General features: G+C 28.2%; 20 protein-coding genes and 2 pseudogenes. 7 read left to right on the forward strand and 15 right to left on the reverse strand.

Annotation, left to right across the window (positions count from 1 at the left end; translation table 11 throughout):
* The first annotated feature begins 290 nt into the window (after nt 1-290).
* Both glsA and FQB35_RS15005 read left to right on the forward strand, forming a co-directional pair.
* A pseudogene (glsA, locus tag FQB35_RS15000) lies at nt 291-1209 on the forward strand (glutaminase A).
* A gap of 66 nt (nt 1210-1275) precedes the next feature.
* A complete protein-coding gene (locus FQB35_RS15005) occupies nt 1276-2715 on the forward strand; it encodes an alanine/glycine:cation symporter family protein (RefSeq protein WP_408625434.1) in 1440 nt (479 codons plus the stop codon).
* Between the two features lie 31 nt (nt 2716-2746).
* Here the strand turns inward: FQB35_RS15005 and FQB35_RS15010 are convergent, their stop codons facing one another.
* The 4 genes from FQB35_RS15010 to FQB35_RS15025 form a co-directional block, all read right to left on the reverse strand.
* A complete protein-coding gene (locus tag FQB35_RS15010) occupies nt 2747-3853 on the reverse strand; it encodes an alanine racemase (protein WP_168198379.1) in 1107 nt (368 codons plus the stop codon).
* Between the two features lie 190 nt (nt 3854-4043).
* Entirely contained in the window at nt 4044-5504 is a 1461-nt protein-coding gene (locus FQB35_RS15015) for an aminotransferase-like domain-containing protein (RefSeq protein ID WP_148810638.1), read from the reverse strand.
* 32 nt (nt 5505-5536) lie between these two features.
* Nucleotides 5537-6127 (reverse strand): DNA-3-methyladenine glycosylase, encoded by a 591-nt coding sequence (locus tag FQB35_RS15020; RefSeq protein WP_148810639.1) that lies wholly within the window; start codon nt 6125-6127, stop codon nt 5537-5539.
* Nucleotides 6128-6145: 18 nt separating this feature from the next.
* The gene (locus tag FQB35_RS15025) at nt 6146-6619 is read right to left on the reverse strand and encodes a methylated-DNA--[protein]-cysteine S-methyltransferase (RefSeq protein WP_148810640.1); all 474 of its coding nucleotides are present in this window, start codon (nt 6617-6619) and stop codon (nt 6146-6148) included.
* A gap of 167 nt (nt 6620-6786) precedes the next feature.
* Here FQB35_RS15025 and FQB35_RS15030 point away from each other — a divergent pair, with 167 nt between their 5' ends.
* Entirely contained in the window at nt 6787-8721 is a 1935-nt protein-coding gene (locus FQB35_RS15030) for a Cache 3/Cache 2 fusion domain-containing protein (protein WP_148810641.1), read from the forward strand.
* 144 nt (nt 8722-8865) lie between these two features.
* Here FQB35_RS15030 and FQB35_RS15035 read toward each other — a convergent pair whose 3' ends face one another.
* Complete coding sequence (locus FQB35_RS15035; RefSeq protein WP_148810642.1) at nt 8866-9771, reverse strand: transposase; 906 nt, start codon at nt 9769-9771, stop codon at nt 8866-8868.
* A gap of 262 nt (nt 9772-10033) precedes the next feature.
* On the opposite strand from FQB35_RS15035, the gene FQB35_RS15040 reads away from it, so the two are divergent.
* Nucleotides 10034-10318, forward strand: a complete 285-nt coding sequence (locus FQB35_RS15040; RefSeq protein WP_148810643.1) for an ArsR/SmtB family transcription factor — start codon at nt 10034-10036, stop codon at nt 10316-10318.
* 504 nt (nt 10319-10822) lie between these two features.
* A complete protein-coding gene (locus FQB35_RS15045; protein WP_148810644.1) occupies nt 10823-11779 on the forward strand; it encodes an arsenic resistance protein in 957 nt (318 codons plus the stop codon).
* Between the two features lie 83 nt (nt 11780-11862).
* Here the strand turns inward: FQB35_RS15045 and FQB35_RS15050 are convergent, their stop codons facing one another.
* From FQB35_RS15050 to FQB35_RS15065, 4 genes are all read right to left on the reverse strand, one after another.
* On the reverse strand, nt 11863-13035 hold the full coding sequence (locus tag FQB35_RS15050) for an MFS transporter (RefSeq protein ID WP_168198380.1): 1173 nt from the start codon (nt 13033-13035) through the stop codon (nt 11863-11865).
* A 57-nt stretch (nt 13036-13092) separates the two neighbouring features.
* Nucleotides 13093-13953 (reverse strand): GNAT family N-acetyltransferase, encoded by an 861-nt coding sequence (locus tag FQB35_RS15055; protein WP_148810646.1) that lies wholly within the window; start codon nt 13951-13953, stop codon nt 13093-13095.
* A gap of 291 nt (nt 13954-14244) precedes the next feature.
* Entirely contained in the window at nt 14245-16533 is a 2289-nt protein-coding gene (locus FQB35_RS15060) for an endonuclease NucS domain-containing protein (protein WP_168198381.1), read from the reverse strand.
* A gap of 133 nt (nt 16534-16666) precedes the next feature.
* Nucleotides 16667-17461 (reverse strand): hypothetical protein, encoded by a 795-nt coding sequence (locus FQB35_RS15065; protein ID WP_207707319.1) that lies wholly within the window; start codon nt 17459-17461, stop codon nt 16667-16669.
* Between the two features lie 195 nt (nt 17462-17656).
* On the opposite strand from FQB35_RS15065, the gene istA reads away from it, so the two are divergent.
* Together istA and istB are read left to right on the forward strand one after the other, a co-directional pair.
* The gene (istA, locus tag FQB35_RS15070) at nt 17657-19240 is read left to right on the forward strand and encodes an IS21 family transposase (protein ID WP_148810648.1); all 1584 of its coding nucleotides are present in this window, start codon (nt 17657-17659) and stop codon (nt 19238-19240) included.
* 52 nt (nt 19241-19292) lie between these two features.
* Nucleotides 19293-20000: pseudogene (istB, locus tag FQB35_RS15075) on the forward strand (IS21-like element helper ATPase IstB); the annotation flags it as partial.
* A 334-nt stretch (nt 20001-20334) separates the two neighbouring features.
* On the opposite strand, the gene FQB35_RS15080 reads toward istB, so the two are convergent.
* The 6 genes from FQB35_RS15080 to htrA form a co-directional block, all read right to left on the reverse strand.
* Nucleotides 20335-21261 (reverse strand): reverse transcriptase domain-containing protein, encoded by a 927-nt coding sequence (locus FQB35_RS15080; RefSeq protein WP_168198382.1) that lies wholly within the window; start codon nt 21259-21261, stop codon nt 20335-20337.
* Between the two features lie 5 nt (nt 21262-21266).
* Nucleotides 21267-22349 (reverse strand): hypothetical protein, encoded by a 1083-nt coding sequence (locus tag FQB35_RS15085; RefSeq protein ID WP_148810651.1) that lies wholly within the window; start codon nt 22347-22349, stop codon nt 21267-21269.
* Nucleotides 22350-22594: 245 nt separating this feature from the next.
* On the reverse strand, nt 22595-23266 hold the full coding sequence (locus tag FQB35_RS15090; RefSeq protein WP_148810652.1) for a hypothetical protein: 672 nt from the start codon (nt 23264-23266) through the stop codon (nt 22595-22597).
* Nucleotides 23267-23845: 579 nt separating this feature from the next.
* The gene (gene rlmH / locus FQB35_RS15095; protein ID WP_148810653.1) at nt 23846-24325 is read right to left on the reverse strand and encodes a 23S rRNA (pseudouridine(1915)-N(3))-methyltransferase RlmH; all 480 of its coding nucleotides are present in this window, start codon (nt 24323-24325) and stop codon (nt 23846-23848) included.
* Nucleotides 24326-24369: 44 nt separating this feature from the next.
* Nucleotides 24370-24537, reverse strand: a complete 168-nt coding sequence (locus FQB35_RS15100; RefSeq protein ID WP_148810654.1) for a CxxH/CxxC protein — start codon at nt 24535-24537, stop codon at nt 24370-24372.
* 49 nt (nt 24538-24586) lie between these two features.
* Nucleotides 24587-25729 (reverse strand): serine protease HtrA, encoded by a 1143-nt coding sequence (gene htrA, locus FQB35_RS15105; protein WP_148810655.1) that lies wholly within the window; start codon nt 25727-25729, stop codon nt 24587-24589.
* Nucleotides 25730-25735: the final 6 nt, after the last annotated feature.

Here is a 25735-nt window from a genome sequence, read left to right on the forward strand (position 1 = left end):
AACTTTTGAAAAAACTAAACTTCATTACATGAAAAAATACTAAACCTTCAAAACTCACATTAGTTCAAACAATGAAGGTTTTTAACGTATTTTTTTATGTAATTTCAGTAATTTTTTTAGCAAAAGTTATCATAGTCATTCACTTATCTTTTTATATTTCTTTTTTTAATATCGATATTGTTTATCTTTAATATCTTTTAAAATATTTAACTGGCATAAATATTGCTTATTTGTTTAGTAACTACTAATCTTTCAATCAATACAATATGAAATAGATGGAGTGAAAGTCAATGGAAAATTTATTAAAAACAGTAATTAAAAACAACAGAGTTTGGACAAAAAAAGGAAAACTAGCAACATATATCCCTGAGCTTGCAAAGGCTAATCCAGATGCTTTAGGAGTTTATATCGTGGACTTAGAGTGCAATAAATATTGTGCAGGAGATTATGAAACAAAATTCACTATTCAAAGTGTATCAAAAGTAGTTACTTTAATATGTGCTTTAATGGATAAGGGAAAGGAAACTGTTTTTTCAAAAGTAGGAACAGAACCATCTTCAGATCCATTTAATTCTATAATCAAACTAGAAACAAGAGATTCACATAAACCTCTAAACCCTTTTATTAATGCAGGAGCAATTGCTTGTACATCATTAGTCTCTGGTGATAATGGAATTGAAAAGTTTGAACGTGTCCATAAAATGATAAAAAAAATGGCTGATAATCCAGATATTCAAGTAAATTATCAGGTATATAGTTCTGAAAAGCTTACAGGTAATACCAATCGTGCTATTGCTTATTATTTAAAAGGGGCTAACATAATTGAGCGAGATGTAGAGGATGTATTAGACGCTTACTTTTAAATTGTGTTCTATTGAAGTTACTGTAAAAGATGTTGCTAAAATAGCTTCTGTAATTGCAAATGGCGGTATTGTACCTTGGTCAAATGAAAGGCTCATTCCTAAAAAAGTAAATCAAATTGTACAAGCCCTTATGATTACTTGTGGATTGTATGATGCTTCAGGAGAATTTGCAGTAAAAATTGGTGTCCCTGCAAAAAGTGGTGTAGGTGGATGTATTATGGCAGTTGTCCCAAAACGAATGGGTATTGCAGTTGTTGGCCCAGCACTAGATGAAAGTGGAAACAGCATTGGTGGAAAGAAGGTTTTAGAAGATTTGTCAGAAAAACTTAACCTTAGTATATTTTAAGTATCGGTTTTTATGCAATTGTATAAATTGCTAAAAATAAAAAAATATAAAAAGGAGAGTGTTTTTATGCTGCATTTTTTAGAAGCTGTAGTTAGTCTAGGTAATACCATTCTTTGGTCTTATGTTCTTATTGCAATGCTTATTGTTCTTGGCCTTTATTTTACTGTAAGATCAAATTTTGTTCAATTCCGTTTCTTTAAAGAAATGTTTTGCCTTCTTACTGAAGGGGCAAGTAAATCTGTTTCTGGTGAGAAGAAAAAAGGAGTTTCCTCTTTTCAAGCTTTCTGTATTAGTACTGCATCACGTGTTGGTACTGGAAACTTAGCAGGGGTTGCCATCGCTGTATCTGTTGGGGGGCCTGGAGCTGTATTTTGGATGTGGTTAATTGCTTTAATTGGTGCTGGATCAAGCTTTGTTGAAAGTACTTTGGCACAAATCTATAAAGTAAAAGATGAAAATGGCTATAGAGGCGGTCCTGCATACTATATGGAAAAAGCTTTAAACGCAAGATGGATGGGAATTATATTCTCTATTTTAATAACATTATGTTTTGGTCTTGTATTTAACTCTGTACAAGCAAACACCATTACATTTGCATTTGAACAAGCTTTTGGTACAAACAGACTTATGGTAGGAATAATTCTTACAATTATTACAGGTTTAGTAATTTTTGGTGGAATCAAGAGAATTGCAAAGGTTGCTGAATTTATAGTACCTATTATGGCTACCGCTTATGTATTAGTTGCTGCCTTTATCATCATAAAAAATATTTCTGCTATTCCAACAATATTCAAACTTATTATAGGTAGTGCTTTTGGAGTTAAGCAAGCTGTTGGTGGTGGAATTGGTGCAGCTATGATGATGGGTATCAAAAGAGGTCTTTTCTCAAATGAAGCAGGTATGGGAAGTGCTCCGAATGCTGCTGCAACAGCTGAAGTAACTCATCCTGTAAAGCAAGGACTTATTCAAACATTAGGTGTATTCACAGATACTTTGTTAATCTGTAGTGCTACTGCGTTTATCGTATTATTATCAGGAGCTTATACAACAGAAGGATTAACAGGAATTCAGCTTACACAAACAGCTTTAAGCTCACAGGTTGGTGCTTGGGGAAATACCTTTATCGCTTTTTGTATATTCTTATTTGCATTTAGTTCTATTGTTGGAAACTACTATTATGGAGAATCAAATATTGAGTTTATGAATGGAAGCAAAACATGGTTATTTGTTTATAGAATAGCCGTAGTATTGATGGTTTTATGGGGATCTCAATCTGCAATCCAAATCGTTTGGGACATGGCAGACTTATTCATGGGAATGATGGCTTTCATTAACTTAATTGCAATCGCAATGCTTGGAAAGATAGCTTTTGCAGCTTTAAAAGATTATGCAAAGCAAAAGAAAGAAGGAAAAGACCCTGTATTTTATGCAGACAGTATTGATGGTCTTAAGAATATAGAATGCTGGGAGAAACTAGGAACAAATAAAGATAAAATAGCAATATAGAATAAATCATCTGCTTAGCAGATGATTTATTCTATATATAAACTTTTTTTACAGATAAAGAACCGCTTAAGTAAAGCATCGGTGCATAATACATATGAAAGTCAAGAATATCTCCAACCTGTATTTCTTGTTGAAGGTCTTGAATATCCACAATAAGATGATCACTACTGCTTCCAACAATTTTAACTCCTTCATTCTTCGGAATCAATTTATCATGAAAACCAAAATCTTGTTTTCCAACAGCTAATAATGCTCTTTTTCGTTTTCCTTTGTCTTCATAGGAAGGACATCCTCCAAAAGCATCAATAAATATTTCTCCAATAGGATATGTAGGTTTATCCTTAATCTCTACCACTTGAGCCTTCAAAACAAATGCATCTTGATGCATATGGCTCATATCATATTTCCAAAAATCGTGTAAATCTTTTGCTAAAAGTATTCCCTCACCTATTCTTAAATTGTTTATTTTAGTAGGCATTTTTCCATCAATAAGTAATGGAATAGAGCTTGTTGCTCCTCCAGAAATAATCTCTAACTTTCTATTGATTCTTTTCTCAATTTCCTCTGCAATACTACAAAGCCTTCCAAGATTTTTTTGAGTAGGTTTTATAGATCCATAACATCCTAAATTTGTTCCTATCCCAAGTAAATCTACATTTTTAAGTGCCTTCTCTACATATAAAGCTAATTCAATAAACTCTTCTTCATCAAAAACCCCTTCTCTTAAATCTCCAAGATCAAACATAAGCACTACTCCATGTTTTCGTCCTCTATATTTGCATACTTGTTCAATCCTATTTAATGTTTCTAACTCGGAGTTTAAGCTAATATCCACATATTTTACTAATTCCTCAATTTCACTTAACATAGGAATTCGAATCAACATAATTGGCAGTTTTAATCCATATTCCTTCAACCCAATAATTTGCTCCATTCTTGAAGTTGCAATATATTTACAGCCCGCATTTACAAATTGATCTACCACCTGTGGCAATCCATTAAATCCCTTTACTACCCCAGCAACACTAATCCCATTTTGGTTACACATATCAACCATATATTTTACATTTTCATATATTTTTTTTAGATCAATCTGCATAATAGGATATTTTAAATTCTCTTTCGTATTCTGAAACATGCCAATTCCCCCTCTAAGAAACAATACTTCTTACAACAAAACCGGTTTTGTAAATAATGATCCTTTTCTTTGACATGTCAATAAACTTTTTTATTATTATTAATATTATAGAAAATAAAAAACATGATATCTCCATCCATATAAAATAATAACTTCCCAACCATAAACATAAAAAAAACAACCATAAATTCTATTTATGATTGCTTTTAATTAATTTTCGAATTAGCTTTGACAACTTATAAAGTCCTTCTTGTAAATGTCGTACTGATGCATAAGAATAAGATATTCTTAAATATTGATTCGGACTTGAATCATATATATATCCAGGATATAGCAAAATCCCTATTTTACATGCTTCATCAAATAGCTTATACATGCTAATAGGATCTTTTATTGAAAGCCAAACATAATAACCTCCTGATGGAATCTTCCATGTAGCAATATCTGAAAAATATTTTTCTAAAGCATCCATTGTTATATTCCTTCTTATAGCTAGTTGTTTTCTCAAATAATGAAGATGCTCCTCATATAAGCCAGTTTCAATCCATTTTCCTACTGTTAATTGAGCTAAAGAACTTGAACCATAATCTGTTTGCATTTTTATATCAGAAAGACGATTAATCACCGGTTCTGGTCCTACAATCCATCCTATTCTTAAACCAGGACTCAAAGTCTTCGATATACTTCCTACATATAAAACCAGTCCATTTGTATCTAAGCTTTTTAATGGCGTTGGTGGGGGATTATCAATCCATAGCTCTCTATATACATCATCTTCAATGATAGGTATTTTCTCTTGTTGACATATTTTTATAAGTTCTTTTCGCCTATTTTGAGACATTACAGTTGCTGTTGGATTTTGAAAGTTTGGTATTGTATATAAAATGGAAGATTTATTCTTTCTTTTATATTTTTTGATTAATCTTCCTATAATCCCTTCTTCATCCATAGGAATTCCACCTCTTCTCATTCCCATAGATTGAAGTATTTGAAGGGAATACAAATAAGATGGTTTTTCTAAAAACACTGTAGATCCTGGCTGCAAAAGTCCCATGGCAATTAATTGTATAGCCTGTAAAGCTCCAGATACAATGAGTATTGAAGATAAAGAAGCATTGATTCCATGTAATTTTAAATAATTGCTGATTTGTTCTCGTAAATACACCATTCCTTTTGGTTCTTCATAACCTAAATTTTTCATACTTTTAGAGATTTCTCTTAAGACAATTGCCATTTTCTCAGCTGGAAACAGTTCTGGTGAAGCTTCCCCTGTGCTTAATCGTATAAAATGATTGTTAAATTCTAATTCGTTAATTTGCTTAATGGTTTTTAAATTTGGAATATGAATTCCTTCTTCAATATAAGACTGCCAATTCGGCTGAACATGGGTTAAAGAAGGAAAACTATGATTTATAATCTTTGTCCCAGCTTTTCTCTTTCCTTCTAATATTCCCTCTGCTTTCAATTCATCTAAAGCAGAAACAATCGTGCTTCTATTCACCTCAAACATCCGTGCCAACGCTCTTTGGGTTGGAATTTCAGATCCAACCGGCCAATCTCCTCTATTAATTTTTTCCTTGAAATACTCTACTATTTGTATATATAAAGGTTTTGAAGATTCTTTGCTAGGTTTCCAATCTATATGAATCATGATAAATCCTCTTTTCTTGTACTGCTTATATCCTATTTTTTTGAAACAAATGCATTGTCTTTTATATAAAATCTCCATAGTTTATCTTTATATTCTTCTGCATAATCTATATTGATCCTTTTCGCACTTACAATATGCACATCTTCTAGATTATCTAATATATAAAGTTCATCCCCATTTACTAGGTCATACCCGTTTAAATCTTTGGTTATATTAAGGGCTCTGCATAATTTTCCTGGTCCATTGGTTAAATCCTTTAGTTTATTAGACTTTATTTTTCTATTTTCTTTTAAAAATTCAAATTCATTTAACGGTTCTAAAGCTCGAATCAATACAGCTTCAGGCTTATCTCTCTCTCCTGCTACAATATTTAAACAATTATACATCCCATAAATCAAATAAACATAAGCATGTCCACCCTCCCAAAACATCACTTCTGTTCTATTGGTTCTTCTATTGTTATATGCATGACAAGCTTTATCTTCAGGCCCTATATAGCTTTCTGTTTCAACAATCTTACACTTTATAACTTTTTCATTGATTTTTCGAACAAGAATTTTTCCTATTAAGTTTTTTGCCAAACTTAATGCATCTTGTTTATAAAATTCCAAACCTAATTTCAAAAGCAATACCTCCTAAATTCATGTAGTTTTACCCATAAATTTTTTCTCATGCTCAATTAACCATTCTTTCCGCCAAAGGCCCCCCTCATATCCAGTTAATTTACCATTGCTTCCAATCACCCTATGACAAGGAATTACAATAGGGATTTTGTTTTGATTATTGGCATTTCCTACCCCTCTTGCTGCCTTTTCATTTCCAATAGCTTTTGCAATGTCTTTATAGGATACAACCTTCCCATATCCAATCTCCATTAACGCAGACCATACTTTCTTTTGAAAATCTGTTCCTTGTAGATATAAACTTAAATCAAATTTTTTTCTTTTTCCTTGAAAATATTCCTCTAATTGTATATATGCTTTTTTTAAAATATATGGAACTTCTGAAACAAAGTTCTCTTTATGCACAAATTCAATAGATAAAATGCTTTCTTTTGTACTTACAATTTCCATAATCCCTATGGGAGAATTATAATAAATACTGTATGCTTTCATCCTATTCCCCCTCTTTATTCTTTTTTTATTTATTTTATCATTTTTGTTTTCATTAGAGTTAAAATTCATTTTTCAAAAACTGGTAAAAATTAAGAGGAATTTGTAACAAAATGTAGAAATTTAAAAAAAGCTCAATTTTTAGATAAGAGAAAGCAGAGGTTTTTCATATGAGCATTAGGTCTAAATTAATTACTAGTTACGTATTATTAATTATATTTTCAGTAAGTATCCTAGGTTTCTTTATTAGCAACAAATCACGAGATGCAGTTTTTCATGAAGTAACCGAAAAAAGTGAACGCATAGCAGAATTAATTAACAGCATGATAAGTGTTCGAAATGATCTCCTTTCAGAAAAAATATGGAGTGATTTGTATTTTGCAGAAAAGTTATTAACTGATTTAGGTACAATACGAATAGATCAAACACAACAAATTCAGATTGAAAGCTTTAAACTCCCATCCTTATATGCCGGAGATACAAATTTAAGCCTAGATACTACCTTTGTTGATGATATAAAAGAATCAATCGGTGCAGTCACTTCTGTTTTTTTATTTCATGACAATAAATTAATAAGGGTTACTACAAATCTTAAGGTAGATGGAAAAAGAGCTATAGGAACCTTTATAACAAATAATTCTGATGTATACAAAAAAATCATCAACAATGAAACATATTATGGCCCTAGCTTAGTTGATGGAGATTGGTTTATAACAGGATACAAACCAATGCTAGATGAAAATGGAAATGTTATAGGGGCAATCGGTTTAGGACACAAAGGAATCAATCCTTATTTAGAAAAAACATTAAATAATATTAAGATAGGAAAAACAGGTTATGTTTACATAATGAATTCAAAAGGAGATATTCTAGTTCATCCAAATATAAAAGGAGAAAATTTATCACATTTTAGTTTTTCTAAAAAAATTATTCAAAATAAAAATGGTATTATTAAATATACGTTTAAAGGAATTAATAAGCTAGCAGCATATAGATACTTTAAACCATGGGATCTATATATTATTACAACGGCCAATTATGATGACTTAAAATCTTCTTCTAAAACCATTTTAAATACCACACTATTAACAGGATTTATTATTTTTATAACTTGTGCAATACTCGCTTTATTTTTAGCAAATACTTTAGTAAAACCTATTAATAAATTAAAAAGCTATATGGAAACGGTTAGCAAAGGGGATTTAACTGTATATTCTGATATTCACAGCAAAGATGAAATTGGTATATTATCTGATAGTTTTAATCATATGATTACAGAGAACAAAAGATTGTTAGATGAAATCATTAAGCATGATCACATAAAGACAGAATTTTTTTCTAATATCTCTCATGAATTAAAAACACCTATTAATATTATTTTAGGAACAGTACAATTGTTTTCTTTTTACTCAAAAAATAATAATAAAATCATGGATTCAGAAAAATTAAATAAACACATAAATATTATAAAACAAAATTGTTACAGACTATTAAGATTAGTCAATAATTTAATAGATCTTACAAAAATAGATTCAGGATTTATGAAGTTACATTTAAGCAATGAAAATATTGTAGAAGTTGTTGAAAATATAACATTATCGACCGTTGAATATGTAGAAAGCAAATCAAGGACAATCCTGTTTGATACAAATACAGAAGAAAAAATTATGGCTTTTGATGCAGAAAAAATTGAAAGAATTATGTTAAATCTTATTTCTAATGCTGTAAAATTTACAAGACCAGGAGATAGTATAACAGTCTGTGTTTATGATAAAGAAACAACCGTACAAATTTCTGTTAAGGATACAGGAGTAGGTATACCAAAGGATAAATTAGAAAATATATTTGAAAGATTTAAGCAAGTAGACCCATTATTTAGTAGAAGCCATGAAGGAAGCGGGATTGGATTATCTTTAGTTAAATCTTTGGTTCAAATGCATGGTGGTAAAATTTCTGTTCAAAGTGAATATGGAAAAGGAACTGAATTCACCATATCTCTGCCAGTAAAGCTTGTTTCTAAAGATAATAAAGAGTATAAAAATGACTTTAAACAAAAAACAAATGTCGAAAAGCTACAAATTGAGTTTTCTGATATTTATTCATAGGATCTTAGGGACGGTTAATTCATTAAGATCACATTCAATTTAATCAACAAAAAACAAATCCCCGTCATTATCTTTGCTAAAAATAACGGGGATTTGTTTTAATTCTAAATTTTTACATCACAAAAAAAGCCTAACGACCTTATTTTAGGCACTCTTTATAAAATCATCTATTATGCTACTATATTTTTCAGTATTTAATATTATATTAATTCCTATAGAAGATAGCTTTGATACCCTTGATTGGGTTAAATTACCTATTACACTACAAATTTGTTTTTGGGTATAATTGCAAAAACATCTCATAAAAAATACGCACAAGGCCCTTATCTCTATGCAGCTTTTATCATACTTAATACGCGCTTTCCTCTTATCACACTGAATATACTCTGCTACAAAGTTTATGACTTTTTCAGGGGTATAGTCCCTTACTAATATTTTTCTTTCACTTCTATATTCACAGTTTTTCTTTTCAAATTCTACGTCTAATTCTTCATTTATAGTATCTGATTTATATACTAAGGACAAATAAGTTTTCATATTTTTTCTATTCGCTAAATTTAAAATGTCCTCTAAAAAAGATTTATCTAATATTTCAAATTCATTAGTGCCCTTTACATATTCCTTCAGACTTGAAAATCTATAATTTATCAAATTATTTCTATATCCTGGTATGTCCTTTGGATTATTATGAATATATGCTGATAACACAATTAAATATTTATCATCATTTACTATTCTACTTTTAAAACGATCTTGAAAAACATGCCCATGCCTTTTATATTTTCTATTATAATATTGGGCATATGAAAAATTGATAGAATGCATGATTCTTGAAATATCTCCACCATTAACATCAATAATAAGATGTCCATGATTATCCATAAGGCAATATGCATAAACCTTAAATTGAAACTTTAATATGTACTTTTTTATTAAAGCAAAATATTTTAATTTATCTTCATCATCATTGAATAAATTTATTTCACTGATACTTCTTATCATTATATGAAAAATACTGTCTTCTGTTTTGACTCTTGCACATCTTGGCATAAAAACTACTCCTTTTTATTTTTTCCACTGTCCACTTCAAGGGGAGCATATCAATCTAGGAGTAGTTTTTGTATTTTTTTCGATTTTATTCAGCAATTCAAATAATCATTAACTGTCCCAACGTACAACGTACAACGTACACATCTATATTTTTAACTATAGATCATAAAAATAATTAAATTTATTGAAAACATTATATCTATATATTATAATATACAGATATAAGATATAAAAATATTATGTTATCGGAGGGAATATTTCTGTGCAAACATATAAAACAAATTCTGAAATTTTTGAACAAAAAGCAGAAATACTCAAAGCATTAGCTCATCCAGTTAGACTCTGTATTATCCAGACACTCTATCATAATGGACCTACTAATGTAACAGATATGCACAATTGTTTAGATAAACCACAATCAACTATATCACAGCATATTTCAAAATTAAAATCTGCAAATATCATTGTTGGCAAAAGACAAGGTACAGAAATCATTTATTCAATTAAAAATGATCAGATAAAAGAAATCATTCGAATATTATTTTGATTTTTTTAAAACATTCAATAGCAATTTTAAGAGACGCAATAAACGTCTCTTTTTTCTTAATCGTGAACTACCCCCCACTTACTTCGTTGAAATTTGTGCAACCACATATTCTATCCAATCATCAAAGTTCAACTCTATATTTCTCATTATATCATAATTTCAAATTATAAAAAATGAGCTTTAATCCCACGTTAAAACCGTGGGCTTTTTTTGCTACTCAAGTGACAATTCATCCCCCACTCTAGAAGTGGAAATATTCTTACCATAAGTCTAATAAAATCAGATATTAACATTATATACAATTATTTGGTTATACTATAGATAAACCTTTATATGTTGATTTATCTGAATTATATAAAGCTTACACAGTAATTATTGTTTTCCTAAATGATTTTCATTATTGACATATTATAAAAGCTTATGTAATATATATATATCGTTATATTTTAATATTTGAATATAACGATATATATGTATATATTTTTGAAAGGCTGGCGATTACTAATGTGGAATCTATTAAAAATATTAAAAAAACACCTTGCAAAAAGTATTCTTGCATCTATGGTGCTTGGTTTAATTTTTGGTTATTTTTTTGATTCAAAATTTTTAAGTATGTTCATAATCCCTCTTACTTTTTTGATGGTTTTTCCAATGATGGTCAATTTAAATTACAAAGAATTACTTAATAAAGGCAATGGAGCATTAATTGTCTCCTCTCAAGGGATAAATTTTATCTTAATTCCATTTATTGCTTTTTGCATCGGCTCAATATTTTTCAAAAACCAACCTATGATTTTTGTAGGCTTTATGCTGATGTCCGTACTCCCTACTTCAGGAATGACCATTTCTTGGACTGGATTTGCTAAAGGAAATATACATGCTGCAATTAAAATTACTATTGTTGCGCTTTTACTTAGTGCACTAATAGCTCCTCTAGTTTTAAAAATGTATCTAGGTACTACTGTAGCTATACCAATATTTAAAATTATACGACAAATTCTTATTGTAGTATTAATTCCAATGATTGCAGGAGCTACACTTCGATATATAATGATTAATAATATTGGACTTGAACAATACAACAGTAAATGGAAGATGCGTTTTCCTCTTTTATCAAGTCTTGGTGTAATAGGAATCATCTTCGTTGCAACATCATTAAAAGCAAAGACAATTATTAATAATCCTTCTATAATAATTTTGCTTATAATACCAATTATTTTGTTTTATTTAATCAATTTTACCATTACAACAATGATCGGACGTTTCTTTTTCTCATGGGAAGATTCTATAGCTTTAGTTTATGGTACAGTGATGAGGAATCTTAGCGTTGCATTAGCTATTGCTATGACTGCATTTTCATCTGAAGGTTCAAACATAGCATTAATTATTGCAGTTGCCTATATTTTTCAAGTACAAATGGCTGCATGGTATATAAAGCTAGTACAGAAAAAATCTGTATAGCAATTATTTTCAATATTTTCTCTATATGAAAAGATGTCTCCAACTTTTGAGACATCTTTTTGTATTTTAAAGCAATATAAGAATCATATCTTTTTTAACTTATTGCTAAATAAAATTATCAGATAAGATACGATAAATATGATAGCAGCCATAATAAAAGGCATTTTAGGATATATATCTAATAAAGTTCCAGCAAATAAAGAGCCTCCAACCATTCCCACAGAGTTAGCAGAATTTTGAAGCCCCATGATTTTACCATGCTCATTCTTACTTAAGTTTGATACCATTGTTTGTAGCAGTGGCTTAAACATAGAAATAAAAAATACAAATATTAAAAATACAATAATTGAAATTGGCGATAGTAATTTATCTATCATTGAAAGAATAATAAGGGTAATACCCGTAACCAATAATACATATTTAAGTGATTTTTTATCACCATATTTTTTTGATATTCTTGGCGTTAAATAAACATTGGCAATCATACCTATAATACCTGTAAGAGCCATATAATACCCTATTTGCAATGGATTTAAATTCAAATATTTCTTTAAGAAATAATTTATGCCTGTAGAATAAGCAATAAATGAAAATGATGTGAAGAATACAACTAAAAGTAATGTTCCTAAAGCTGTAGGCATATATTTTTTAAAATCATCTTTTATTTGAAAGATAAAATTTTTTGATGTTTTTACATCCTCAATCTTTACATTACTTTCTGGTAAAAGAAAATAAACTATTATAGCATGTATAATAAGTCCTAGTGATTGGAAAATAAAAGCATGATGGTAATCATTTACACCTATGTATCCACCAACTAAATATCCTAACGCTACTCCAAAGCCCGTTATAGCTGTATAATAAGCTATAGCTTTACTTCTATTTGTATGATCTGTCTCATCAACAATATAAGCTATAGCATTGGTAAATATAGATGCAACAAAACCACCACCCAAAATTCTAAATATAAGAATCAATACTGGAGATGTAGAAAAGCCAAATCCTATTTGTGCAAGTCCATAACCTATAGAAGGAAGATATATAAATAATTTTCTGCTCCTATATTTATCTGATAAGCTTCCCCAAATGGGTGACATAGTAAAGCTCGCTATAGACATAGTAGCGAACATGATTCCATACATCAGTGAAGACATATTTAAACTAACAACTAATTCTGGTGTAACAGGATGAGCTGTATTTGCTAAAATACTCATAAAAAACATTGCGACAATTAAATAGATTATTTTTTTATTCAAAATCAGCACCTCATATATTAGAATTTTATCCTCACATTTTATCATATGTCATCAAAGTTAATCAAGTTGAAACCAATCGCTAACTAATTTACTTTCTTTAAACCCTCTTTTCTTATACATATCATAAGCTAAAGTATTTTTTGTAGCAACAATCAAACCTATTTCTTTTACTTTCTTCGAACTCAAAAAGCTAATAGCCGTTTCTAAAAGCTGCTTTCCATATCCCTTTCCTCTAGCACTCTTAATTAATCCTAAATCGAATTCTCCCACTCCATCTTTAATATTAAACTGCAAAAAACCTATCATTTCATTATTTGCTATAGCTATATAATTATTTTCATCTGCTTTTTTTATATATTCATCAATATCATTCTCTGTTAGCGTTGCTGCATTTGGAACTTCTCTAAAAGCATCATTATAAATCATTAAATATTCTTTCTTATTTTCCTCTGATAACTTAACTAGACTTAATGGTGAATATTTAACTCTTATATTATCTAATGTCATCCTGATTACCGAATATTGTTTCTCTATATTTAAAGTATTTAAATTTCTAATTATTGTGTCATCCTTTGTACCTAAAAATATTTCCCTTGCTCCATATTTTTTTGCTATATTCTTAGATTCTTCTATTATCTCACACAAAACTGTCCTCTTATCCTCTATGCTTTCATTTATATCTAACTTAATTATATATGCTATTCCTTTCTTATTGCATTCTTTTAATATTATTGATGCCATTCCCATAATATATTGTCCTTTGATCTTTAAAATAACTCCTCTACCAAAATCAAATTCTTCAGATTTAATTTCCTTATCCATATCCTCAAAAGATAATTTATTTATTTTATTTCTATTTATAAACTGAATAAATTTCTCTACTTCAAATTTATTTAATTCTAAATAATTTTTAATCATGCTCCCTACCCCTTTTAACATTTCTCATTTATTCCTTAAAAACCGCCGTTACTTATGGTACGGTTCAGCGTAATAGAGTTATCGGCGGTTTTAGAAATAAGTACTATGCTTTGCACCATAATCCCTGCTTCTAATATAATTCACTCATCTACTGTTTTGTTAAGAATTATTAATTGTCCAATAATCTTTAGTAGCTCTTGTATTCAAAGACTAACATACCGTACACTGTACTTAATAATCTACTTATCGTAACTACAATATGTTTAAATATTCTTTATTTAATACTGAAAACTACAATCCTTTTGGTCTATCTAATTTAAATTCAGCATATAGCTGTTCCCAGACTTTATCCCTAATTTCAGTGGTTGTTCCAATGAAATATAATGATGGATATTTCCCAGTATATTCATAATCAGATAGTAGTTGATAAACTTGAGATAATAATTGATGTTTATCCATAATTCTATCTTTTAAAATAAGTGGAAATTCTTCGTCTGTAAAATGAGCTATCGCTTCAAATATGTTACAAACTCCGCCTCCGTAGACTTTCAATTCCCCTTCACCCTGCAAAAATCTATAATAAGCATCTTCCCAAGGTGGCATAACTAATTGTGTACCTCTAAAAACAGAAATTTTCTTAATAATTTCAAGTGCTATATTACTAAGTTCCTCTTCAGACATACTTTCTTTAAAAACAGGCAATAATTTGATAAAACTACTTTCTTCAAATATCTTAAAACGCTCTAATTCTTCAAGCCAATGTTTGTTCTGCATAAATTTAAAACTCATGATTACTATACCTAAACATGCTTTTTTAAGACAAAAAAGTAGTTTTAAGTATATGCTATCACTTGAATCTAGTTTACATAAGTATATATTTAATCCTTTACTTTTCAAATAATCACTAAGTTTATTTGCATTTTCTTCATCGTCATCCATATAACAAATAAATATATCCTCATAATCATAAGAAAAATAATATTCGTTAACAAACCCATAAGTGTTTCTATTGAAACACTCTTTTAGTTCATTTATAAATTCATTTGAATTATCTATAAACTCATAAAAGTTATCATCTGTATTACTTTTTTCATATAATATAATATCACCATAATTAACATCAAAGTCATATAACACTTCTTTATCTTTGTTTGAAAATATACATTCAGTTTTATAATTTAATCCTAATTCTTTCATTATATCTAAATCTTTATTCCTTATAGTTCCAAAATGCATTTCAAAGAAAATTTTAAATTCATCTCTTTCAAAATATTTATTTATTATGTCTTTAAAATCTGCTTTGCCTCTATTCCATTTTATAATACCTCTATAAAATTCAATAGTTTTTTCATCATCATTATATTCTATAAAAATTTCATATCCGGGTTCCAAATTATTTATTACACTTTCAAATATTCTTTCTGGATTATAAATCATTATGCTTAATCTATAATCTCTTTTTTCTCTTTTTAATTTTTCATAAATATTAATAATATGATATTTCCATACTTTGTTTCCATAAAAAACAGCTAATGATTCTTTGAATATTTCATCTAACTTTGCTTTATGCCTAGAGTGTGTATAGTTAAAATACATAATTTGATTATTTCCATCTAAACCCATAGTTTCAATTAGCACTTCTTTAGATAAAAATCGATTATCTTCTAAGAATAATCCATGTTTTATGATATTATCTACAGTCCAACTTTCACTAATAATATTTAAAAATTTTTCAGGATAACCAATTTCAAAACTATCACTCTCAATCTTAGCATTTATATTATTAAAAATGATTCCTTCTAGAAAAATATAATAATTTTCAATATCCTCATCTGGGTTTTCTTGATAAAACTTCTTCTGTTCTAAAGCTTCGTCATAAACATTTGTTCGTTTACTATAAAAAAGATTTTCAAATTCTTTTTTATATTGCATTCTCTTAAGTAAATCTAAATAAAAATCCTCTGAATATCTTTGATGGACTAAATATAATGCATGAGGATAAGGAATCTTTTTATTTGTACTTAACTGTAAAATAATAAAATCATTAATGCCATACAATGGTAGTAATTTTTCAATATCATTTATTCTTTCTTCTAATTTATCATTATCGCTATATAAAAATATATTATGACTCCTAGAAATTTGTCTCTTATAAAACTCTTGAAGTGGTTTAATAAGTTCTCTTTTTATCGGTATATTGTTTTCATCTAACTCAATAAGGTACCCTTCTAGAAAGTAATTCTCGTTATAATAAAATTCAGAAAATGGTACTAACAATTCTTCCCATGTAGTAGAAATTATTATTAATCTAAGTTCACTGTCTTTAATTTTTAAGTTTTGTTTTAATAACGCAGCATATTTAGAAATTTCATGTAGTGCTTGTCTGGAAGCTTGTTTACTTCTCTTAATTTCAATAATTACATAATTGCTTTCTCTATCTTTTGCTAAAATATCGATAAATCCTTTGGTTCCATATTTATTTTGTAATAGATATTCTTTCTCAATAAAAGTTAAGTCTTCTGAAATAAACTGTAAGTTTTCAGATAAATAATCTCTTATTTTTTCTTCTTGTCTTTGCATAACCTCACACTCCTTATATACGATATTTGTCAAGTAAATTGTCGCAAAACCTTTTTGGGTTATATTTTCCATAATCCGTCTAACTGAAATCTATTTTTTATTTTATTTCAAAATATAAAACCTATCTGTACTTTTAAAATATATTTGCTAAACTATCTGCTTTTATCATCATATTAAAATTTGTATATCTAGGAGATTGAGGAGCAAGACTAGGTTTATCCTTTGATAACTTTATATCCTGTATCTTAATAGCCTTATCTTTGAAATATACAATGTACTTATTTGTATTTCTCTCAATTTTACTCACTTCTGCATAATGAGTTATAGCCGATATAGGAGCAGTTTGATAAGCAGCAATATATTTAACCCTATCTAACATTGAGCTTGACATCCTTATCGCATACCAACAATTTTCTTCCAGAAATACTTCATTAAAGCCTTCTTCTCTAGCTGGAACTACTATTGTATCTAATTCATCAACCGAAAGTTCAGTTTTGGTATCTATATCAACCTTAATATCTCCTTGAAATGGCTGAAACTTAAATATTTTCTCTCCTTCATCATTTACAAATGCTTGAAACTCAACAATGTCTGTTTTCATTGTTAGCTGGCTTAATACGTTTTCTAGTTCGTCAGTACTTTTGTCTATTACTACTATACATCCTACTTCTCTATCAAAAACCATTTCTTCAAGTAAATTATCTATGTTCCTATAACCTGCTTTTTCTATAAAATCTTCAACCAATTTTAGATGCTCTTCATTTTTCTGTATTTCTTCTAGTAATACCCTTTTAATCTTTCTTCCACTTGCTTTATAGGAAATAGCAAATTTTAATATCTGCTGTCCAATGTGTTTATAAGCGTTATGTATTACTAATTCGTTTTCAATAATATAAAGCCTAGGTTCATTGATAAATGAAAAATCCAATAAATACCCGTCTGGAATAGATAGAATACTATCACCTATTCTCTTCTTAATATCAATATAGATTGAATTTTTTCCAAAGATTTTATTAGCATTTTCTGTTTATGATAATCTAAAATTAACCTAGTAAAATCATTGGAAAATCCCCTAGAGGAAATATAAAATAACCCTATGATACTTCATAGGGAGGATAAGGGGATGATTACGTTAGTGCAAAAACAAGAAATTATCTTATCGCATTTTAGAGAAGGGAAATCTCAATGGCAAATTCACAGAGATACTGGAATTGCAAGAAAAACTATCAGAAAATATATCACAGAATATGAAAAAAAGAAACATGATCTTCTTAATACTGATGATCATAGTAATGAAATCATTGCAGACATCGTATCACCACCTAAATATAATTCTAGTAATAGAACTAAAAGGAAATTAACCAAAGACATAATAGAAAGGATTGATTTTTTCTTAAAAGAAAATGAGATAAAAAAAGCAACAGGCAGAAGTAAACAACAAAAGAAAAAAATCGATATACATGAATGTCTAGTAGAAGAAGGTTATGATATAAGCTATTCTACTGTAAATAGATATATTCGATCAAAACGAGAAGAAGGTAAAGAAGCTTATATAAGACAAGAATATCAACTAGGAGAAATTTGTGAATTTGACTGGGGGTATATAAAACTAACAATCAATGGGCAACCAAAAACATTTCAAATGGCTGTATTTACTACTGCTAAAGGAAATTATAGATATGCAAATTTATATCATAATCAGAAGATGGAAAACTTCTTAGACGCTCATGTAAAATTTTTCAATCAGATTGAAGGTATCTATGCAACTATTGTATATGACAATATGAAAGTTGCTGTAAAAAAATTTATAAACAAAAGTGAAAAAGAACCTACTGATGATCTTCTTAAACTATCTCTTTACTATGGATTTAAATATCGATTTTGTAATACCCGCAAGGGTAATGAAAAGGGGCACGTTGAAAGAAGTGTTGAATATATAAGAAGAAAGGTCTATGGTAAAAAAGATAATTTTAGAGATCTTGAAGAAGCTAATAGTTATCTTGCAATGGAACTTGAAAAACTTAACTCTAAAAAATCTAAGCATAATGGAAATAAAAGTCCGAAGGAATTATTGAATGAAGAAAAACCACATTTGCTTAAATCATTGCCTAGTTATGATATAGCTAGAACATGCGAACTTAGAGTAAATAAATATTCTGTAATAAGTATTGATGAGAACAAGTATTCAGTGCCAGATTTTTTAGTTGGTAGATTTGTATTTGTAAAAATATATCCTGAAAAAATATTTATTTATCATAACAACACATTGGTATCAGAGCATCAAAGAAATTATAGAAATCATACATGGAACATTAAAATTGAACATTATATAAATACAATAAAAAAGAAGCCTGGGGCACTTCATTCAAGCACTGCACTGCAACAAATGAATCCCACGCTTCAAACGATATATCATAAGTATTATACCGAAAATCCGAAGGATTTTGTAGAGCTTCTTGAATTAATTAGTCAAAAAAGTTTAGAAAAAATTCTATCTGCAATTAAAGAACTTGAGAATCTAAGCCCTACGGGCGTTAATACTGAAAAGATAAAAATGTTATGCAATAGGAATGACGATATATTTACCATAAAAAATGATGAAAGGACTACAGAGATAGAAGAAAAATCAAAGCTAATATTAAGTGAATACGGCAATCTTGTAAAAAATTCATGTGTAGCCTTTCACGAGGAGGCTAAAATCATATGAATAAAAAAGATATCCATAAGAAGATAACTTTGTTTTTCAAAAAGAACTTAAGCTACCATACATTTCAAAATACTTTAAAGAAGATATTACTGAAGCAAATATAAAAAACAAGATATACGATGAGTTTTTATATGATTTGCTTGAAAAAGAATATGATTTACGAAAAGAAAATGGTCGAAAAAGTAGGATTAGAAAGGCTAAATTTCCCTATAAGAAATATATTGAGGATTTAATGATAGATGATCTTCCAGAAGATGCTAGAAAGAAAGTTAAGATATTTTCATCTTTAGAATTTATTAATACAGGTCAGAATATTATTTTAGCAGGTAACCCTGGAACAGGTAAAACACATATGGCTATAGGATTAGGAATAAAAGCTTGTAATGCGGGATATAACGTGCTATTTACAACTATTCCCTTATTAGTAAATCAATTAAAGGAAAGTAGATCAGAAAAAACTCTACGAGCATTTGAAAACAGGTTTGAGAAATATGATTTAATTATTGCTGATGAATTAGGCTATATCTCTTTTGATAAGGAGGCTTCAGAACTACTTTTTACCTATCTATCGTTAAGAGCTGGTAGAAAATCAACAATAATAACTACAAATCTTTCTTTTGAAAGATGGGATGAGATATTTAAAGATCCTGTGATGACAGCAGCGATGATTGATAGGCTAACTCATAAATCATACATAGTGAATATGAATGGCAATTCCTATAGATTAAAAGAGACAAAATTATGGCTTGAAAGCCAATAATTTTTTAACTCCGCTAGGGGAAAATTCAATGAGTATTTAGGGGATTTTTCAGTTGACAAATACATTTTCTACTACATCTTCTTCAAACTCACCCTCATTAGTATATTCATAATAAACAAATTCTTTGTTTCTGAATATAAGCTTATCCATCTTTACTCCCCATCCTCTTTGACATTTTTATACAACATTATTATATAATATATAATAAGTCCATAAATACAAAAAGAAGGAAAATCTATATTGCTTATGATTTACCTTCTTTTCATCTCTATTAGTATCCCTAGCTATGTATACTCTATTTTAACACTTCTGTAAAATTTTATCTCTGCAATAGCTATTCTAGTTTATCTATTAGCTCTTTCAGAGAATTATATCCTAGCTCATTAATTTTAGATTTCATAGCTTTAGAAAACGAATTTTCATATCCAGTTTTCTCTACAGATAGAATAAAAGATTGCATTCCTTTTATTTTATCTAATTCAGCATCATTCCTATTATCTTTATCAGTTAAAAAATAATTAATGGCACTCCAATACAATTCATTTTTTCTTTTTTTTCCTACACTCAATCTTCTAAAATTGTTGTCATCTTTGATAATATTTATGCCTGTAATTCGTACATGATTTGACTTATTCAAATCTATTATTTTAGTTTTTCTCTCGTTTATTTTCAGACTATATCTCTTTAACAAATTCGCAATTGTATTTTGAATATTAACAATAATATCATTTGCATAACTACTATTCTTTTTAAAAGAAATAGTTAAATCATCAGCATATCTTGTATATATTACATTCTCTAAATTATATTTTTTAAGTTTTCCATATAAAATATTATCAAATTCCTTTAAATATAAATTTGATAATACAGGTGAAGTAACAAATCCAATAGGCAGTCCTTTATTACCAACTGAACAATAATCAACAATTTTTGTACAATCAACCTTACTTATAATATTTTCTTTTTTATTTAGCTCATAATAAAGTACATTTATAAGTTTATTATGATTAATATTAGAGAAAAATCGTTGTATATCCATCATCAAAAAAATATCGTTATACATATGAGCTTTTGCATTTGTAACAATAGACCTATTTTTAATATAAGCTTTAGAAAATTTAGATGGTAAAGTATTTTTTACAATAAATGAAGTAATTTTTTCATGCATAACTCTAATATTATTATCTTCTCGATAGGTTACAATCTTTCGAAAAGCATTCTTCTTAGGTATATATTTTATTTGAAATAATTTTTCATCCATAGCATTTACCTTCCTAGAAAAGAGAATTCTTTTAATTTGCTCTTTTCTATACATTTTTCATACTCTTGATATAACAACTTAAAACTAGTTTTTATAGTAAGTTTTTCACCCACTGATGGTAATTCAATCATATCCATAGCTTGTAAAATATACAAAATATATCCTATCGTTTGTCTAAGTCTCAATTTAGGTTGACTTTCATTTATAACATTATAATATAATTTGTATTCATCAATAATTAGTCCCTTTAATTCTCCAATAGTATTGCTTAGTATATCTTCATATAGTTTTTGAACTTCATTAACTACATCTTTAATATTATCTATACTTCTTAGTTTTCTTGTAAATTCCTTAATGTTAAAAAGAGAAATTATTTGACTTTTTATAACCTCTATAGGTAAATAAATATTTATTTTTTTATTTTTTTTATTAACATGATAAGTTAAATAATCCTTAATATGTCCATTAAACTTTGATTCTTTTATATGTAAATCAACTGTCTTGTTTGAGTCATTATCAATAAATCTCTTAATATTATTACTTAAATTTTTTCCAATTTTATCATTATAAAAATACGTATGATAATCGCTTTTAGTCAGTGATATTTTATTCTCTTTCACTATTGGATAGTAATATATAGTATGTATAGAAGGCTTTCTTTTTAAAAAAGCAAGTTCAATGAATTTTGAAAGCTTTTTTTCTTCTACGTTGTATTTGTCTGGTACTAATAGACAGATTTTTTTTGTTATTTCTTCATTTGATGCAAAGAGTCCTAGCTCTGCTGCAGTCGATATGCTTTCATGAATAATAAATATTTTATCAGCTAATAATGATGCTAATAATTCTACATCAAATAAATTTTTTAAAAATATCTCATCATATGCTAAATATTTTTTTGTTGATTTTTCTCTAAAAATAAAGTTTTCCTCTAAAATTATTGCTCTATTTCTTGAATCAATTGATTCCAAATATCTCTTTAGAACAGTTCTTTTATCCCTCTTATTATTTCTATTAAAATGTGTTCCACATAGAAAAAATAGAATAAATTGCTTTTCAATTTCTACTTGTTTAAATAAATATTTATCCAATTTATCACTTCCCAACTAAAAAAAGAAACCCTACTTAAATTTGATTAAATTTATTGACATGTAATTAAATTTATTGTGCGTTCTTTTGGCGAGCTGAGTCAGTGAGCCAAAACGGTTGTGCAATAAATTTAATTACATCATCAAAAATATTGACGGAGTCAATTCAAATTTAACAAATTGTCATTGCTTTAACCTTAAAAGCTAAGGTGGCAAATAGCCGTACTAGGGTTTCTACTTTTATTATATCATATTTCCTTATGTTTTATGAATGTATTAATATCTACCACAAACTTCTTATCACCAGCTCTTGCTATAACATTTTTATTTTCTTTCATTTCCTTAAATACAGGAAATTTAGATTCACTAAGTATATTTTTTGACTCTTCATTATTTATTCCATAATATTCGGCAAGACATATATATTTACAAATTATATTCTCAATTGCATTTTTTTTACTACTGATTTTTTCTTTTGCTAGTATTAAATTAAGAATGATAATAAATTCCTTTATAGATATTTCAACATCTGCTTTCGTATTTATTAATAAATTACTTTTAATAATTGGTAACCCGTTAATAGTAAATATTTCGTCTTCAATTTTAAATGAAAATGGATTTTTTTCCCCTTTTAATAATCCATACATAGAGTTTATAATTGTTTTCCCAGTCTCTTTTTGCTCACGTATTAAGTAGGCAAGTATGGAAACTATATCAAAATCATCTAAATAAATCTTTATACCAGATACAGTATGTAATAATATATATGAATACTGTTTTTTTAAACAAATTATTCTATTAGTTATAGTGATTCCAACTAGCTCTATTTGTTTATAAAAATGAAATCCTTCTCCATCAATTACATGATTATCCTCTATATATTCTTTTTTCAATCTATCTATATATGTAATAAAGTGCATTTTTTCACTCCTATAGCGAACAAAGACTTGCTGAATATAATAGTTTAATACTTTACAAAATATGCTTTTATCTAGTTTTGTTTTTGAAAATGGTAATATAAAATAATTTTACAAATATTTATATTATAGTATAGAGAACATTTTCTTAATTCTAAGTTTTTCTTTCATATTCATAGTAGTTAAATTCTCTATTTTAAAAAATTATCTCTGTTTTTTCTTTAAAAATACTTTGAATATCTATATAAAAACCATAAATATAAAATAATAGAAAAAGAAGTAGAAATTTGTATATTAAAATTTCTACTTCTTCTTTTTAGAATTCCTTCTTTATCTTCAAATTTATTTCAATTTATGTCTATAAAAGTCCTTATTCTTTTTAGCTTAGTTTTACTTTAAATATAATATTAACAATTATTATACTATATATGATACGGTATTTATCCGTATCATAACCTAAATATATTCAAATGTTAGTATTTCAATATTTAGCTAATACCTCTATCTTAAATGCATAAATTTCATTATCATATAGGGTTCTATAAATGGCTTATTTTCAACAGTTTAGTCAAAAACCCGCCGTTACTTATGGTACGGTTCACCCTTCATGATTCTAAACCCCCTATAAGTTTGCTCTAATAGTATGACTCTCATTAGCTGATGAGGGAATGTCATAGGTGAAAATGACAGCTTAAAATCTGCTCTTTTTAGTATTTCTTTTGATAAGCCTAAAGATCCTCCAATAATAAAAGCTATGTTGCTGTTTCCTTGTACTCCTAATCTTTGTAATTTGTCTGCAAAAGCCTCTGATGATAGCATCTTTCCTTTTATATCTAGTGCAATAACATACATTCCTTCTTTTATATGTTTAAATATTTTTTCCCCTTCTACTTTCTTTATATTATCCATTTCCTTATCGCTTAAATTTTCTGGCGCTTTTTCATCTGATACTTCTACAATATTTAATTTACAATATCTGCTTAATCTCTTCTTATATTCATTGATAGCACTTACCAAGTATTTTTCTTTTATCTTACCAACACCAATAATAGTAATATTCATATTTCATACCTCCTCAAAAAAATAGACGAGGATTTCCTCGTCTATTATACCACTAAATATTTTGGCGGTGCTTCACAAAAATCACAAGTATGGGGGCTAATCCAATCAGTAAAAGAAACTTTATCTAATTCATAAATATCTGGAGGCTGTTCATAAACCTCTACAAATTCATCTATTGCTTCTGAAAGATGCTCCGGACATACGACATACATATTTTTCACTCCAAACCAGTTTTGTTTTTATTTTATCATATTGTCTTGCTTACTTTCCATTTGGCATAGCTTCTAAAATAACTTTTAATTTTATCTTATTGCTACCTCTTAATACTTCTACTTGTATTTTATCTCCTGGTCTGTATTTGTATAACCGTCTTACAAGGCTTATCATTGAATCTACCGGTTTATTATCTATAGAAATGATTACATCTTTATCCTGCATTCCTGCTTTGTATACAGGTGAATTTGGCAATACTTGATAAACAAATATACCTTCATCTACTCCTAAATCGTATCCATAGTCCATCATATACTCCCTTACATTCATTCCTCTTATACCTAAATATACTTTTCTAAATTCACCTTTTTTAATAAATTCATCTACAATTGGCTTTGCAATGTTAATAGGAATAGCAAAACCTAATCCTTCTCCTGTTTTAATTTTTACTGTATTTATTCCAACAACTTCACCTTCTGAGTTTAAAAGTGGTCCTCCACTATTCCCTGGATTTATAGATGCATCTGTTTGTATAAGTCCTTCTATACTTTCGAATTGGCTAATTTCAATACTTCTTTCTAGTCCGCTTATAATACCAGATGTCACCGTTCTTTCAAAAGCAAGTCCTAATGGATTTCCAATAGCTATAGCCAGCTGTCCAACCTCTAGTTTATCTGAATCTCCCAAACATGCTACTGATAAGTCTTGTGCTTTAATCTTTAATATTGCTAAATCCAAAAAAGGATCATTCCATAAAACATCTGCTTTTAATTCTCTTCCATCATAAAGAAGTACTCTTACATCTTCTGCTCTTTTTTCATCTACTACATGGGAATTAGTAAGAATATATCCCTTATTATCTACAATTACACCCGTTCCAACTCCCTGTCCTCTTCTTACTCCAAAGAAAAAATCTCTTTCAAATGTAGTTGTTTTAATCCCTACTACAGAAGGTATAGCCTTTTTTACCACTTCTGGTATTACATTTATATCTTTCCCTTTTGTAATAATTTCTATATCTTGTGATATATTTTTTCTATATATATCTGGGTAGGGAATATATTTGCCATATAAATAGGTTGGTGCAATTACTGTCGTTATTATTCCTCCTACGATAGCAGATATTATTGCAACAATTATAATTGTGAAAAAAGAGGTTCTTTTTTGAGAATCTTTATTATAAAAACTCATCTCTCC

Origin of the sequence: Crassaminicella thermophila (genome assembly GCF_008152325.1) — a bacterium.
Lineage (GTDB): Bacteria > Bacillota > Clostridia > Peptostreptococcales > Thermotaleaceae > Crassaminicella_A > Crassaminicella_A thermophila.

Coding starts and splice junctions, on each gene's coding strand:
- FQB35_RS15030 (WP_148810641.1), top strand. CDS start 6,787: ATGAGCATTAGGTCTAAATTAATTACTAGTTACGTATTATTAATTATA.
- FQB35_RS15035 (WP_148810642.1), bottom strand. CDS start 9,771: ATGCCAAGATGTGCAAGAGTCAAAACAGAAGACAGTATTTTTCATATA.
- FQB35_RS15045 (WP_148810644.1), top strand. CDS start 10,823: ATGTGGAATCTATTAAAAATATTAAAAAAACACCTTGCAAAAAGTATT.
- FQB35_RS15025 (WP_148810640.1), bottom strand. CDS start 6,619: ATGAAAGCATACAGTATTTATTATAATTCTCCCATAGGGATTATGGAA.
- FQB35_RS15010 (WP_168198379.1), bottom strand. CDS start 3,853: ATGTTTCAGAATACGAAAGAGAATTTAAAATATCCTATTATGCAGATT.
- FQB35_RS15005 (WP_408625434.1), top strand. CDS start 1,276: ATGCTGCATTTTTTAGAAGCTGTAGTTAGTCTAGGTAATACCATTCTT.
- FQB35_RS15055 (WP_148810646.1), bottom strand. CDS start 13,953: ATGATTAAAAATTATTTAGAATTAAATAAATTTGAAGTAGAGAAATTT.
- FQB35_RS15080 (WP_168198382.1), bottom strand. CDS start 21,261: ATGGATGAAAAATTATTTCAAATAAAATATATACCTAAGAAGAATGCT.
- FQB35_RS15090 (WP_148810652.1), bottom strand. CDS start 23,266: ATGCACTTTATTACATATATAGATAGATTGAAAAAAGAATATATAGAG.
- istA (WP_148810648.1), top strand. CDS start 17,657: ATGATTACGTTAGTGCAAAAACAAGAAATTATCTTATCGCATTTTAGA.
- htrA (WP_148810655.1), bottom strand. CDS start 25,729: ATGAGTTTTTATAATAAAGATTCTCAAAAAAGAACCTCTTTTTTCACA.
- rlmH (WP_148810653.1), bottom strand. CDS start 24,325: ATGAATATTACTATTATTGGTGTTGGTAAGATAAAAGAAAAATACTTG.
- FQB35_RS15015 (WP_148810638.1), bottom strand. CDS start 5,504: ATGATTCATATAGATTGGAAACCTAGCAAAGAATCTTCAAAACCTTTA.
- FQB35_RS15100 (WP_148810654.1), bottom strand. CDS start 24,537: ATGTATGTCGTATGTCCGGAGCATCTTTCAGAAGCAATAGATGAATTT.
- FQB35_RS15060 (WP_168198381.1), bottom strand. CDS start 16,533: ATGCAAAGACAAGAAGAAAAAATAAGAGATTATTTATCTGAAAACTTA.